Raw genomic sequence first — 13,478 nt, forward strand, 5'->3', positions numbered from 1 at the left:
TCGGACAGTGTAGGCCGTTCAGCGGCGGCCCTGCTCGTCCGTTCCGTCATGTGAACGATCCCGCAGCTTCTCCCCCAGCGCCCCGGCCTGCTGGGAGACGGCCTCCGTCACCGCGCGGCCCTTGTCCTTCGTGGCCTGGGCGACCTCGCGCGCCTGGGAGGACAGGCCCCCGGACTTCTCCCGGGCCCTCTCCTGCGCGAGCTGGCGCTTGTGGTCAGCGGCGTAGACATCGGCCTGCTCCTGCCCGGAGAGCTGCTGGATGGCCGCCATGATCTCGTCGGTCACGCGCCGCAGCGTGGCGTGGTCCCCGTGCTGGGACATCAGGTGGGAGAAGTCCATGGGCTCGCCGAACGTGGTGGTGATCTTCGCGCGGCGCGGGTCCGGGAAGCGCGAGCCCAGGGGCTGCATGCGGTCCGTGCCGTGCATGGCCACGGGGATCACGGGAGCACCCGTCTCGAGCGCGAGCCGGGCCACACCGATCTTCCCCCGGTACAGCCGCCCGTCCCGCGACCGCGTTCCCTCCGGGTAGATGCCCACGAGCTTGCCCTCGGCGAGCGCCTGGCCCCCCGCGCTGAGGGACTCCGCGCTGGCCCGTCCCCCACGGCGGTCCATGGGGATCTGGTTGATGGCGCGGAAGAACCACGCGACGACCCGCCCGCGCAGGCCCGGGGTGGTGAAGTACTCCGACTTCGCCAGGAAGTAGACCTGGCGGGGAACGGCCACGGGCATGAAGATCGAGTCCGGGACGGAGAGGTGGTTGCTCGCGAGGATCGCGGGGCCCTCGGCGGGAACGTTGTCGAGGCCGATCACCGTGGGGCGGCAGATCAGGTTGACCACCGGCGCCACCACATAGGTCCGCAGGAACATGTACACCATCAGTGGGAGCCTTTCGTGGACGCGCCGCACCGTGCGGGTGGTGGGCGGGTCCGTCGTCGTCGCCGGGAGCGGGGCCCGTGGCCGGGCGTCCACGGGCGATTCTCTCACGGGGCGGGCCGGCGGCTGGCACAATGGCGCCATGTCTCCGGATCCGCAGCACGGCCCCCTGTCCCTTCCCGGCACCTCCTCCGTGGGGGTGCTGGTGCTCCACGGCTTCACCTCGACCACTGCCTCCGTGGCGCAGTGGGCGCGGGCGATCCACACGGCCGTCGACGACGACGGCGCCCACCCGGGCGTGCGCGTCCCCCTCCTGCCGGGTCACGGGACCCGCTGGGAGGACCTCGCCGGTCAGCACTGGCAGGACTGGCGGGACGCCGTGGACGCCGAGTACTGGGCGCTGCGCCGGGAGCACGAGCACGTGGTGGTGTGCGGGCTGTCCATGGGCGGCGCGCTCGCGCTGCACACCGCCGCGCGGCGGGACGTCTCCGGTGTGCTGCTGGTGAACCCCGCCCTGGCGCTGGTGAACCGGATGGCCCGCTTCAGCCACGTGCTCGCCCCGGCCGTCCCGTCCCTCGAGGGCATCGGCAGCGACATCAAGCACCCCACCGGGCTGGAGTCCGCCTACGACCGCACTCCCCTGGCCGCAGTGGCCCAGCTGAACACCCTCATGCACCACACCGTGCGGATGCTCCCCGCCGTCACGGCACCGGCCGTGGTGTTCCGCTCCGACGAGGACCACGTGGTCTCCGGGTCGTCCGCGGACCTGCTTGCGCGGCGCAGCCGCGGCGAGGTGCTCGTGGTCCCGCTGCACGAGAGCTACCACGTGGCCACCCTCGACCGCGACGCCCCGGTGGTCGAGGCCACCTCGCGCGACGCCGTCCAGCGGCTCTCCCGCGGTGAGCCGTTCCTGCCCGGGGACCGGGCATGAGCGGACGCACCCCCTCCGAGGACCCGTTCGAGAGCATCATCCGCGCCAACACGTGGGACGACGTCCCCCGTGACGACGAGGACTTGGAGCCCTGGGCGGAGGATGTTCCCTGGGAGCCCCGCGAGCAGCCCGCGGACGGGATTCCCCCGGAGCTCACGGAGGATCCCGCCGACGAACGCTACGACCCTGACCCGGGCCCCGTGACGAGCGGGATCTCCCCCGCGATGCTGCGGGCTCTGGGCGTGATCCTGGCGGTCCTTGTGATCATGCTGGGCCTCGCCCTGCTGCCCGGCCCCCTGCCCGGGCTCGTGTGGGTTGCGGGGATCGCCGGGATCGTGGCAGGTCTTGTCCTCGTCTTCCGGGCGCTGCCCGAGGACGCCCAGGAGGACGACGACGGCGCCGTGGTCTGAGTGCCTCGCCGTCGTCCGCGCATCGCGCCGTCACCCGAGCGTCGCGCCGGTGTATGAACGGAAACACACAGTAGGCTGAGGCTCGATCTCACCAGGAAGGTTCCCCATGAGACGCGTCAGTGCCCCCGCCATCGTCGACCCCCTGCCGTACCCCGGCACCGCCCACATCCTCGCGGAGCGTGCGGAGAAGACACCCGATGCGGTCCTCTACACGGTCCTCGCGCCGGGGCGCGAGCGGGACGTCACCGCCCGGCAGTTCCGCGACGAGGTCGTCGGGCTGGCCCGGGGCATGGCCGCCCGGGGCATCGGTGCCGGGGACCGCGTGGGGCTGCTGAGCCGCACGCGCTACGAGTGGAGCCTCGCGGACTTCGCGCTGTGGTGGCTCGGGGCGGTTCCCGTGCCGGTCTACGACACCTCCTCACCTGACCAGATCGCGTGGATCCTCTCGGACTCCGAGGCCGTCGCGGTCTTCGCGGAGACCGACGAGCTCGCGGACCGCGTGCGCGCGGCCGCGGAGATCACTGCGTTCCCGGCCGCACAGCGGATCTGCGTCTTCGACACGACGTCGGACGAGCTCTCCCTCGACGCACTCGTGGCCGCGGGCTCGGGGCGAACGGACCTGACCGGCCCCTACGACGGCGTCTCCCTCGACGACACCGCCACCCTGATCTACACCTCGGGGACCACGGGCCCGCCGAAGGGCTGCGAGCTCACGCACCGCAACTTCGTGGCGTGCTCGCAGAACACGATCCCCGTGGCGGGACCCATCATGGCCGAGGGTGCCCGCACCCTGCTGTTCCTGCCGCTCGCCCACGTCTTCGCGCGCTTCGTGGAGGTCACGTCACTGGACGCCGGGATCACCCTCGCGCACACCCCGGACGTCTCCCAGCTGATGGACGACCTCGCCCGGTTCAAGCCCACGTTCATCCTCGCGGTGCCCCGGGTCTTCGAGAAGATCCTGGTGGGCGCCCGGTTCAAGGCGCAGGCGGGCTCCCCCGTCAAGAAGCTGATCTTCGAACGGGCCGTGACCACGGCCGCCGCGTGGTCCAAGGCCTCGCAGAACGGGCACGTCCCGCCGTGGCTGGAGTTCCGCCACCGGCTCTACGACAAGCTCGTGTACTCGACGCTGCGCGAGGCCATGGGCGGCGAGGTCCGCTACGCCGTGTCGGGCGGGGCGTCGCTCGGCGAGCACCTCGCACACTTCTTCAACGGCATCGGCGTCTACGTGGTGGAGGGCTACGGGCTCACGGAGACCACCGCGCCCATTGCCGGCAACTTCCCGGCGATCAACAGGATCGGCACCGTGGGCCACCCCATCCCGGGCAACGAGATCGCGGTCGCCGAGGACGGCGAGATCCTCGTGCGCGGCTCCAACGTCTTCGCCCGCTACAACGGGCTGCCGGAGAAGACCGCGGAGGTCTTCCACGACGGCTGGTTCGCCACCGGGGACCTCGGCCACCTGGACGAGGAGGGGCTGCTCACCGTCACTGGGCGCAAGAAGGAGATCATCGTGACCGCCGGTGGCAAGAACGTGATCCCCACGCAGCTCGAGGATCCCATCCGGGCCTCGGCCACCGTGGGTCAGATCATGGTGGTGGGAGACAACCGCCCGTTCGTGGCGGCGCTCATCACGCTGGACCCGGACACCCTTCCCACAATTCTGAGGGGCCTCGGCCTGGACCCCGCAATGAACCCGGCGCGCGCCGGCCACGAGGACGCCGTGATCGCGCACGTGCAGAAAATCGTGGACCACGCCAACGCCAGGGTCTCCCGCGCGGAAAGCATCAGAGCTTTCCGGATCCTCAAGGAGGACCTCACGGTGGAGGACGGGTACCTGACCCCCTCGCTCAAGCTCAAGCGAGCCAAGGTCGCTGAGGACTTCGTTGATGTCATCGAGGGCATCTACGCGAAGTAGAAGTAGGGGACGACGGCGCGGCACCGGAACCCACGGGCCGGCGGCGCTGGGGTGGGAGCCAGCGGCACTGGCTCGCGGGTCACAGCCGTCGCGGCGCGCAGGCCACGACGGCATCAGTGTGCCGGGGCCTGGCGGGATCCGGCGGCCTGAGCCCGGCCTGCGCACCAGGGCGCATTCTGATCGGCGGGCCCTGGCACGGCGTGGCCGTCAGTCCCTGACGTGCTGGCCAGGGACGTCCAGGCCCAGCAGGGCGTTCTCCACGACCTCCGCGAGCGCTGGGTGGATCCAGTACTGCCCGCGTGCCATCTCGTGGGCCCGCAGCCCGAAGGACATGCCCTGGACGAGCGGCTGGATCAGGTTGGAGGAATCGTGGCCGATGAGGTGTGCCCCCAGCAGCTCGCCGGTGCGGGCGTTCGCGATGAGTTTGCAGATCCCGGCGTGGTCCTCCATGGCCCAGCCGTAGGCAACGTCCCCGAAGTCCTGTTCCTTAACCGTGATCTGCTCGCCGTTCCGGGCGGCCCAGTCGCGGGCTTGGACCTCGGTCATGCCCACGGACGCGATCTGCGGTTCGGTGAACACCGCGGACGGCACGTAGCGGTGATCGGTCGCGCGCAGATCCTGCGGGTGCACCACGTTGTGGGAGACCGTGCGGGCCTCGGCGTTGGCCACGTGCTTGAGCTGGTACGGGGAGCACACGTCCCCGAGGGCCCACAAGCCGGTCACGGGTTCCCCGTCCGAGAGCACACGCTGGTACTCGTCCACGGCGAGCAGTCCGCCACCGGTGACGTCCAGGTGGGCGGCTTCCGGGCGCAGCGTGTCCGCATTGGGGACGCGCCCCGTGGCCAGCAGGACGACGTCGGCGGTGCCGTCCCAGTGCTGCCCGGAACCGTCGGAGGCCTGCGCCAACACCGTCAGGCGGCCGTCCTCGGCACGCTCGATCCCGGACAGCGTCCACCCGAGTTGCAGGTCCCACTGTTCGGCGGCCTCGCGCGTGAAGCGTTCGGCGATCGTGTCGTCGTGTTCGCGCAACAAGCGCTGCGAACGGTTGAGCTGGGTCACGGAGGCGCCCAGTCCGCGGAAGACGTGACAGAACTCGGCGGCCACGTACCCGCCGCCCACCACGATGACGTCTCGGGGGAACTCGTCCAGGCGCATCACGGTGTCCGAGGTGTGCACCCCGGGCAGGTCGGTACCCGGCACGTCCGGGATGCTGACCCGCGAACCGTTGGCCAGCACGATCTCATCGGCGGTGATCCGCTGCCCGGACTCGGTCTCGAGGACCTTGGGTTCCACGAAGTGCACGTACTCCTGGATCACCGTGACGTTGTCGAGCGACTCGCGGTACTGCAGCCCGTTCTTGGAGATCGCGTCGATGCGGGCGAAGATGCGATCCCGCATGCCGGGCCAGTCCACACCCTCGATCACGGCGTCCAGGCCCAGCCGTATGGCGTCCCGCGCTTGGTCCCCCACGGTGGCCGGGTAGGCATACATCTTGGTGGGGATGCACCCCGCGTTGAGGCACGTGCCGCCGAACCGGCCCGGTTCCACGATGGCGACGTCGAGGTCCGCATACTCGTCTGTGAGGATGGAGTTGCCGGAGCCGGAGCCCACGATGATCAGGTCGAAAGAACGCATACGCCCCATCCTAGGCCACCGCCCCGCGCGTCCGGGGACAGGCGGGGCGGCGGGATCCGTCACTCGGGGTCGATCACCAGCACCAGGTCCCCGCCGCTGACGTGCGCGGTGTCCGCAAGTGCCACGCGGGAGACCGTGCCCGAGACCGGCGCAGTAATGGACGCCTCCATCTTCATGGCCTCGATCGTGGCCACTGAGTCCCCCGCGGCGACCTTTGCCCCCTCGGAGACCGTGACCGTGACCGCACCGGCGAAGGGTGCCGCCACGTGCCCGGGCTTGGAGGTGTCCGCCTTCTCGGTCTCCACGGCCTGGGACTTCACCGACTCGTCGCGGATCTCGAGCAGGCGCAGCTGACCGTTGAGGGTCACCATGACCGTGCGCATCCCCTTCTCGTCCGGTTCGGAGATCGCCTGCAGGGTGACCAGCAGCCGCACCCCCTTGCCGAGCGAGATGACGTGCTCGTGGTCCTGCTTCAGCCCGTACAGGAAGTCGCGGGTGTGCAGGAGGGAGATGTCCCCGTACTTGGTGCGCGAGTTCTGGTAGTCGCGCGTGGGGCCGGGGAAGAGCAGCCGGTTCAGGGCCGCGCGGCGCACCTCACCCGGCTGGGCGAGCTCCTCGACATCCTGCTCAGAGAGCTGCTCGTCCGCCAGGTGCACGGTGCGTCCCTCCAGCGCCTTGCTGCGGAACGGTTCCGGCCAGCCCGCGGGCGGGGTGCCGAGCTCGCCGGCGAGGAAGTTGATCACGGAGTCCGGGATGTCGAACTTGCGGGGATCGGCCTCGAACTCGGCGGGGTCCACGTCCATGCCCACGAGCTGCAGGGCGAGGTCGCCCACCACCTTGGACGACGGCGTGACCTTGACCAGGTGCCCCAGCATCCGGTCCGCGGCGTGGTACATGTCCTCGATCGCCTCGAACTTTTCCCCGAGCCCCAGCGCGATGGCCTGCTGGCGCAGGTTTGACAGCTGCCCGCCCGGGATCTCGTGGCGGTACACGCGGCCGGTGGGCCCGGTCAGCCCGGACTCGAAGGGCTTGTAGATGGAGCGCACCACTTCCCAGTAGGGCTCCATGTCGCTCACGGCGTCCAGGTCAAGTCCGGTGTCCCGGTCCGTGTTCTCGAGCGCGGCCACGAGCGCGGAGCCCGAGACCTGGGACGTGGTGCCGGCCATGGACGCGGATGCGGCGTCGACGGCGTCGACCCCAGCCTCCGCGGCGGCGAGCAGCGTGGCGAGCTGCCCGCCCGCGGTGTCGTGGGTGTGCAGGTGCACCGGCAGGTCGAAGCGCTCGCGCAGGGCCGCCACGAGACGCCGCGCGGCCTCCGGGCGCAGCAACCCAGCCATGTCCTTGATCGCCAGGATGTGCGCGCCGGCGTCCACGCACTGCTGCGCGAGGTCCAGGTAGTAGTCAAGCGTGTAGACGTTCTCCTGCGGGTCGAGGAGGTTGCCCGTGTAGCACAGGGCCACCTCGGCCACCGCGGTGCCCGTGGCTCGCACCGCCTCGATGGCCGGGCGCATCTGCTCGACGTCGTTGAGCGCGTCGAAGATCCGGAAGATGTCGACGCCGGTCTCGGCCGCCTCAGCGACGAACGCGTTGGTCACCTCCACCGGGTACGGCGTGTACCCCACGGTGTTGCGCCCGCGCAGCAGCATCTGGATGGGGATGTTCGGCATCGCCTCGCGCAGCAGCCGCAGCCGCTCCCACGGGTCCTCCCCCAGGAAGCGCAGCGCGACGTCGTACGTGGCACCGCCCCAGGCCTCGACCGAGAGCAGCCCCGGCAGCAGGTGCGCGTACGCGGGTGCCGCCGCGAGCAGGTCGCGGGTGCGCACGCGGGTGGCCAGCAGTGACTGGTGGGCGTCACGGAACGTGGTGGACGTCACCGCGAGCGGTTCGTAGTCCCGCAGGGTGCGCGCGAAGCCCTCGGGCCCCTGCTCCTGGAGCACCTGGCGCCAGCCGGAGGGCACCTCGTGGGAGGACGGGCCGTCGAACGGGCTGCGGAAGGGCTCGTCCCGCTTGTCCCCCGGGTAGTGCGGGAGCTTGTCGCGCGGGTCCATGCCGTCGATGCGCTCGCCGTGGGGCTTGTTGACCGTCACCTCCGCGAGGTAGTTCAGCGCGCGGGTGCCGCGGTCCGCCGAGCCCTTGCCCTTGAGCAGACCCGGGTGGTTCTCGATGAAGTCCGTGGCCACGTCCCCGGCCAGGAAGTCCTTGTCGTGCAGCACGGCCTGCAGGAACTGGATGTTGGTGGCGATGCCACGGATGCGGAACTCCGCGAGGGCACGGCGCGCACGCAGCACGGCGGTCTCGTAGTCGCGGCCGCGGCACGTGAGCTTCACGAGCATGGAGTCGAAGTGCGGGGAGATCTCCGCCCCCGCGTAGAGGGTGCCGCCGTCCAGGCGCACCCCCGCGCCACCGGCCGAGCGGTAGGCAGAGACCTTGCCCACGTCCGGGCGGAACTCGTTGGCCGGGTCCTCGGTGGTGATGCGGCACTGAAGCGCCGCACCGCGCACCCGCAGGTCCTCCTGGGAGATGCCCAGCTCCGAGAGCGACTCCCCCGCGGCGATCCGCAACTGGGACTGCACAAGGTCCACGTCCGTGATCTCCTCGGTCACGGTGTGCTCCACCTGGATGCGCGGGTTCATCTCGATGAACACGTGCTGCCCGGCCCGCTCCCCGGCGGTGTCCACCAGGAACTCGACCGTGCCGGCGTTGACGTAGCCCAGCTCCTTGGCGAACTTCACGGCGTCGCGGTGCAGCGCCTCCCGGATCTCTTCGTCCAGGTGCGGGGCCGGTGCGATCTCGATGACCTTCTGGTGGCGGCGCTGCAGCGAGCAGTCCCGCTCGAAGAGGTGCACAATCTCACCGTCGTTGTCCGCGAGCACCTGGACCTCGATGTGGCGGGGGCGCAGCACGGCCTGCTCGATGAACACCGTGGGGTCCCCGAACGCGGTGTCCGCCTCGCGCATGGCGGCGTCCAGTGCGTCGGCGAGCTGCTCGGGCGCCTCGACCCGGCGCATCCCGCGCCCACCGCCGCCGGCCACGGCCTTCACGAACACGGGGTAGCCGATCTTCTCGGCCTCGGCGATCAGGAACTCCTTGTCCGAGGACGGGTCCGAGGACTCCAGGGTGGGGATCCCGGCGCGGCGGGCCGCGCGAAGCGCCGCCACCTTGTTGCCGGCGAGCTCGAGAATCTCCGCGCGCGGGCCCACGAAGGTGATGCCCTCCGCGGCCGCGGCACGCGCGAGCTCCGGATTCTCGGAGAGGAAGCCGTAACCGGGGTAGATCGCGTCCGCGCCGGACTCCTTGGCCACGCGGATGATCTCCGCGACGTCCAGGTACGCACGGACGGGGTGGCCGTCCTCACCGATGTGGTAGGCCTCGTCCGCCTTCTGACGGTGGATCGAGTTGCGGTCCTCGTAGGGGAACACGGCCACGGTCTTGGCTCCGAGCTCGTACGCCGCTCGGAAGGCGCGGATGGCGATCTCGCCGCGGTTTGCCACCAGGATTTTGGAGAACATTGCTGTCGTTTCCGCGCGCGGGACCGGTGGGCCGCCGCGCACTGGGTGAGGGGTCGAGTACCGGGATCCATCTTACGTGAGCGCCACCTCACACGACCCTCTCCGCCGTTTCGTGTCCACCGCCGGCCCCCCCCCGCCACGCGATCCGCCCTCGCCGCCACCGGGAACTGCACCGATTAGCATGTACCTGTGGGTTGTAAAGCCCCATTTCAGATGACAGAAGGGTGATCCGTGCAGATCGTCAGCATCAGCAGCCTCAAGGGCGGCGTGGGCAAGTCCTCGGTGGTCCTGGGACTCGCGTCGGCGGCCCTGGAGGCTCGGGTCCCCACCCTGGTGGTGGACCTCGATCCGCACGGCGACGCCTCCACTGCGCTCGGGGTCCACGCCCGGGCGGGCCAGGACGTGGGCAGTGTGCTGCGCCGTCCCCGTAAAGGGGGACTTGCTGCGGTCGCAGCTCCGTCACCGTGGACGCGGCACCCCATCACCCCCGAGGTCAGCGGCACACAGCAGGATCCCGGCTGGCAGCCCGCCGGCTCCCCGGCCGTCGGACGGCCGGTGCTCGACGTCGCCCCCGGCTCCGCGGCGTCGTCTCACCTTGACCACGCGGCGTTCCGGACCAAGGACCTCAAACGACTCGAGACCGTCCTGCACGGGCTGGAGCGCTACGAGCTCGTCCTGATCGACTGCCCACCCACCCTGAGCGCCCTGACGCGCATGGCCTGGGCGGCCTCCCACATGGTGCTCTCCGTGGCCGAGCCGTCGCTCTTCTCGGTGGCGGGAACCAAGCGCACGATGTCCGCGCTCGCGCAGTTCGAGACCTCACGGATCTGGGCAGTGCCCGATGCCGGGGTGGTCGTGAACCGCTTCCGGGACGGCTCCGACGAGCAGCACCACCGCCTGCGGGAGCTGCAGGAACTCTTCGGCCAGCTCGTGGTAGACCCCGTGCTGCCGGACGCCCCCGTGGTGCAGCAGGCCCAGGGCGCGGCGTGGCCCGTGCACCGTTGGCCGGGAACCGCTGCCTCGGACCTCGCGGGGCGGTTCAGCTCGATCCTCCAGGGCATGCTGCACTGATGCCTCGGTGGGGGCGTGACGGACCGGGCACGACGACGCCGCGTCAGCCCGCGTTCTTCTTGCGCCGCCTTGCGCGGCGGGCGGAGAGCTCGTCCTCCGGGAAGGTGTCGGGTTGGGATGACCCGTCGAGGGCCGCGTGCTCCGCAGGCATCGAGGCGAGCGTGGCCTCCACCTCGCGCCACACGCGTCCCACGGCGATGCCGAACACGCCCTGGCCGCCCTGCACGAGGTCGATCACCTCGTTCGGGGAGGTGCACTCGTAGACGCTCGCGCCGTCGGACATCAGCGTCAGCCGGGTGAGGTCCTCCATCCCCCGCAGCCGCAGCGCGCCCACGGCGGAGCGGATCTGCTGGAGGGACACCCCTGTGTCGAGCAGTCGCTTGACCACTTTGAGCACGAGGATGTCCCGGAAGCTGTAGAGCCGCTGCGAACCCGATCCCTTCGCACCGCGCACGGTGGGCTCCACGAGGCTGGTACGGGCCCAGTAGTCCAGCTGGCGGTAGGAGATTCCCGCGGCCTTGCACGCGGTGGGGCCGCGGAATCCCACGGTCTCGTCGTAGCTGCCGAGGTCCTCCGAGAAGAGCATCTCCTGCGTGCCACCGGCCAGGGAGGAGGCACGCAACTGCGCCGCGTCGAACGGCAGCTCCGGGTTGCTCAAGCGTCCTCCTCGTGGATGGGGGTGGTGCGCACGGACCGCGCCCGGTGATTTCGGCCGGTGCTCCCGGATGACCGGGCGGGTGCTCGGGTGATGTCCTCCGACGGTAGACCCGGCCGGGGACCGGGTCAAAGACATACCGCGCGGCTGCGACCGTGTCGCCAGCCTACCCGCCGCGGGTGCCCGCACGGTGATTCAGGACTGGAAGTCCTCCGGGTCCACCTGGTCCAGGAAGTCTCGGAACTCCCGCACCTGAGCCTCTGCCTCCCGTGGCGCGTCCCCCGCCTGTTCCCGCAGTTCGCCGTCCGCGCTCAGCACCAGCCCGGCCTCGTCCAGCACGGCGGTGGCGCAGCGGACGGGGCAGCCTGTGCGCGCAGCGAGCGCGAGGGCGTCCGAGGCACGGGCGTCCACCACGGTGGAGTTGTCAAACGTGATGGCCGCGTGGAAGACGGTGTCCTCCACCGTGTGCACGACCACGCCGGTCACGCTGCGGCCGAGCGCCCCGACCACCGAGAGCAGCAGGTCGTGCGTGAGGGGGCGCGGTGGCCGGATGCCCTGCAGTGCGAAGACGATGGAGGTGGCCTCGTTGGTCCCCACCCAGATGGGCAACCGGCGCGCACCGGCGGCCTCCTTGAGGACCACCACGGGCTGACCGCTGGGCACGTCCATGCGCACGCCGGCAATCTCCATGAGGACGTCCGCGCTCACCGGGTGCTCCCGGACCGCTCTTGAGCCTCTAGCCCGCGGACGGTGTCGTCCACCTGCGCGTTCACCATGGCGGACATCATCGACAGGCACAGGGACGAGATCTCCCGGGCGCGGTGCACGGCAATCTGCCGGGTCTCCGGGTCACGCCGGTTGCGCAGGGGCGAGACACTGCCGTCCACGAGGGCCACGATCCGCTCGGACGCCCCGCGCAGCACCCGCAGGTGGCGCGGTTCGATGCCGTAGCCGCTGAGCCGGCCCGCCGCCTCGGCAATCGCCAGCGCACGGTCGTCGAACTCTCCCGAGCGCTCCACGATGAGTCCGTGGTTGAGTAGCTCGCGCACCAGGGGCACCTCGGAACTGGAGCGCGCCGCGAGCTCGCGCAGGGTGTAGCGGCGCCCGCTGGGGGGCCCGGCGACTGGGGCGGCGACGTCGTCGGACGGCTGCATTCCAACGGAGGGCGACGACGTCGCGTCCGGGACCTGGCGCTCGGAACCGGCCGCAGGGTCCAGGCCGCGGTCCAGGCGGTCCCGGATCACGCGCAGGGGCAGGTAGCGCTCCTGCTGCAGGGACAGCACCGTCTCCAGACGCTCAACGTCCTCCTCAGAGTACTTCCGGTACCCGGACGCCGTGCGCTGCGGGTGCACGAGCCCCTGGTCCTCCAGGAATCGCACCTTGGACGCGCTCAGGTCCGGGAAACGGGGTTGCAACCGACGCAGCAGGGCGCCGATGCCCAGCCGCGTGGTCTGCTGCTGCTCGGGTTTAGACATGGAGCGCGTCAGGCCCCGTTCTGCACAGAATGGTAGAAGGTGAAGCGGAACTTGCCGATCTGCACCTCGTCGCCGTTCTCCAGCACCTTGGTGTTCACACGGTCGCTGTTCACGTAGGTCCCGTTGAGGGAGGACTGGTCCACCACCTCGAAGGTGTGGTCGCGCCGGATGAACTCCGCGTGGCGCCGGGACACCGTGACGTCGTCCAGGAACACCGAGCACGCGGGGTGCCTCCCGGCCACGATCTCGTCCCGGTCCAGCAGGAATCGAGCGCCGGTCAGCCCCCCGTTGGTCTCCAGCAGCAGGGCGGAGCCGGGGGGCAGGGACGCCACCGCGTTCTGCTCGCCCTCCGTCAGCTTGTGGTGCGCCGCGGTCGAGAGCACGTCCGCGACGATCTGGATGGACGTGGTCTCCGGACCGGTCCCGGCCTCGGACTTCTCTTGATTGGACATGGATCCCCTCACCTCACGTGAAGTGTCGTTGTTAGTCCAGCAGCTGCTGGTAAGCCTGTGCGTCCAGCAGGTCCGCGGGGGCCTCCCCCGAGCCCGCACGCACCGTGAAGAGCCATCCCGCCTCGTAGGGAGACTCGTTGAGCAGCCCGGGGTTCTCCACCAGCTCCTCGTTGACGCCGACGATCTCACCGCTGACCGGGGCGAAGAGGTCGCTCACGGACTTGGTGGACTCGATCTCACCCACCACGTCCCCCGCGGCCAGGGTGTCCCCGACCTCGGGGAGCTGGACGAAGACGACCTCGCCCAGTTCGCTCTGTGCGTGGTCCGTGATGCCCACACGGAACGTGTCGTCCTCGTGGAGGTCCTCGACCCACTCGTGCTCTGCCGTGTACGCGAGTTCCGCGGGAATGTTGGTCATGTCGGTCAGTTTAGGGCACGCACGGTGCAGTAGCGGCCATCACACGCGCGCCCGCGGGAGGTGCCTCCCCCGGCCTGCCGGAGCGTCACGGCACGCGGCAAGCCCCCGGGCCTCGTACGGGGGTTACCGAGGGC

At 70.5% G+C, this 13,478-nt stretch carries 12 protein-coding genes; 4 read left to right on the plus strand and 8 right to left on the minus strand.

The genetic code is table 11. From position 1 onward, the window contains the following. Positions 1 to 18: 18 nt before the first annotated feature. Positions 19 to 876 (minus strand): lysophospholipid acyltransferase family protein, encoded by an 858-nt coding sequence (locus B3G12_RS03365; protein WP_290499111.1) that lies wholly within the window; start codon positions 874 to 876, stop codon positions 19 to 21. A gap of 139 nt (positions 877 to 1,015) precedes the next feature. Here B3G12_RS03365 and B3G12_RS03370 point away from each other — a divergent pair, with 139 nt between their 5' ends. The 3 genes from B3G12_RS03370 to B3G12_RS03380 all read left to right on the plus strand — a co-directional run bounded on the left by B3G12_RS03370 (position 1,016) and on the right by B3G12_RS03380 (position 4,129). Beyond that, positions 1,016 to 1,804: an alpha/beta hydrolase gene (locus B3G12_RS03370; RefSeq protein ID WP_290499113.1), complete on the plus strand. Its 789-nt coding sequence runs from the start codon at positions 1,016 to 1,018 to the stop codon at positions 1,802 to 1,804. Beyond that, positions 1,801 to 2,214, plus strand: a complete 414-nt coding sequence (locus B3G12_RS03375) for a hypothetical protein (protein WP_290499115.1) — start codon at positions 1,801 to 1,803, stop codon at positions 2,212 to 2,214. The genes B3G12_RS03370 and B3G12_RS03375 overlap by 4 nt, the downstream gene beginning before the upstream one ends. Before the next feature lie 106 nt (positions 2,215 to 2,320). After that, positions 2,321 to 4,129, plus strand: coding sequence for an AMP-dependent synthetase/ligase (locus tag B3G12_RS03380; RefSeq protein ID WP_055083097.1), 1,809 nt, complete (start codon positions 2,321 to 2,323; stop codon positions 4,127 to 4,129). A gap of 207 nt (positions 4,130 to 4,336) precedes the next feature. On the opposite strand, the gene B3G12_RS03385 is transcribed toward B3G12_RS03380, so the two are convergent. Further along, positions 4,337 to 5,764: a mycothione reductase gene (locus B3G12_RS03385; protein ID WP_055083099.1), complete on the minus strand. Its 1,428-nt coding sequence runs from the start codon at positions 5,762 to 5,764 to the stop codon at positions 4,337 to 4,339. A 59-nt stretch (positions 5,765 to 5,823) separates the two neighbouring features. After that, the gene (locus tag B3G12_RS03390; RefSeq protein ID WP_094393703.1) at positions 5,824 to 9,273 is read right to left on the minus strand and encodes a pyruvate carboxylase; all 3,450 of its coding nucleotides are present in this window, start codon (positions 9,271 to 9,273) and stop codon (positions 5,824 to 5,826) included. A gap of 231 nt (positions 9,274 to 9,504) precedes the next feature. Between B3G12_RS03390 and B3G12_RS03395 the strand changes: the two genes are divergently transcribed. Beyond that, complete coding sequence (locus tag B3G12_RS03395) at positions 9,505 to 10,344, plus strand: ParA family protein (protein WP_055083103.1); 840 nt, start codon at positions 9,505 to 9,507, stop codon at positions 10,342 to 10,344. A 43-nt stretch (positions 10,345 to 10,387) separates the two neighbouring features. Here B3G12_RS03395 and B3G12_RS03400 read toward each other — a convergent pair whose 3' ends face one another. From B3G12_RS03400 to gcvH, 5 genes are all read right to left on the minus strand, one after another. Further along, entirely contained in the window at positions 10,388 to 10,930 is a 543-nt protein-coding gene (locus B3G12_RS03400; RefSeq protein ID WP_232300221.1) for a MerR family transcriptional regulator, read from the minus strand. 264 nt (positions 10,931 to 11,194) lie between these two features. Then, positions 11,195 to 11,707 carry a bifunctional nuclease family protein gene (locus tag B3G12_RS03405; protein ID WP_290499119.1) on the minus strand — a complete coding sequence of 171 codons (513 nt, stop codon included), beginning with the start codon at positions 11,705 to 11,707 and terminating at the stop codon, positions 11,195 to 11,197. Further along, positions 11,704 to 12,474: a MerR family transcriptional regulator gene (locus B3G12_RS03410; RefSeq protein WP_144942762.1), complete on the minus strand. Its 771-nt coding sequence runs from the start codon at positions 12,472 to 12,474 to the stop codon at positions 11,704 to 11,706. Before B3G12_RS03410 ends, B3G12_RS03405 begins: the two co-directional genes overlap by 4 nt. Positions 12,475 to 12,482: 8 nt before the next feature. Further along, entirely contained in the window at positions 12,483 to 12,926 is a 444-nt protein-coding gene (locus B3G12_RS03415; protein ID WP_094393696.1) for an FHA domain-containing protein, read from the minus strand. A gap of 31 nt (positions 12,927 to 12,957) precedes the next feature. Continuing rightward, entirely contained in the window at positions 12,958 to 13,344 is a 387-nt protein-coding gene (gcvH, locus tag B3G12_RS03420; RefSeq protein WP_055083111.1) for a glycine cleavage system protein GcvH, read from the minus strand. Positions 13,345 to 13,478 lie beyond the last annotated feature (134 nt).

Source organism: Kocuria sp. UBA5001 (assembly GCF_002398425.1).
In the GTDB taxonomy this organism is placed as follows: domain Bacteria; phylum Actinomycetota; class Actinomycetes; order Actinomycetales; family Micrococcaceae; genus Kocuria; species Kocuria salsicia.

Excerpts from the sequence above, each read along its gene's own strand:
- B3G12_RS03415 (WP_094393696.1), bottom strand. The coding sequence starts at position 12,926 with ATGTCCAATCAAGAGAAGTCCGAGGCCGGGACCGGTCCGGAGACCACG.
- B3G12_RS03380 (WP_055083097.1), top strand. The coding sequence starts at position 2,321 with ATGAGACGCGTCAGTGCCCCCGCCATCGTCGACCCCCTGCCGTACCCC.
- B3G12_RS03410 (WP_144942762.1), bottom strand. The coding sequence starts at position 12,474 with ATGTCTAAACCCGAGCAGCAGCAGACCACGCGGCTGGGCATCGGCGCC.
- gcvH (WP_055083111.1), bottom strand. The coding sequence starts at position 13,344 with ATGACCAACATTCCCGCGGAACTCGCGTACACGGCAGAGCACGAGTGG.
- B3G12_RS03375 (WP_290499115.1), top strand. The coding sequence starts at position 1,801 with ATGAGCGGACGCACCCCCTCCGAGGACCCGTTCGAGAGCATCATCCGC.
- B3G12_RS03385 (WP_055083099.1), bottom strand. The coding sequence starts at position 5,764 with ATGCGTTCTTTCGACCTGATCATCGTGGGCTCCGGCTCCGGCAACTCC.
- B3G12_RS03370 (WP_290499113.1), top strand. The coding sequence starts at position 1,016 with ATGTCTCCGGATCCGCAGCACGGCCCCCTGTCCCTTCCCGGCACCTCC.
- B3G12_RS03400 (WP_232300221.1), bottom strand. The coding sequence starts at position 10,930 with ATGCTCTTCTCGGAGGACCTCGGCAGCTACGACGAGACCGTGGGATTC.
- B3G12_RS03365 (WP_290499111.1), bottom strand. The coding sequence starts at position 876 with ATGGTGTACATGTTCCTGCGGACCTATGTGGTGGCGCCGGTGGTCAAC.
- B3G12_RS03390 (WP_094393703.1), bottom strand. The coding sequence starts at position 9,273 with ATGTTCTCCAAAATCCTGGTGGCAAACCGCGGCGAGATCGCCATCCGC.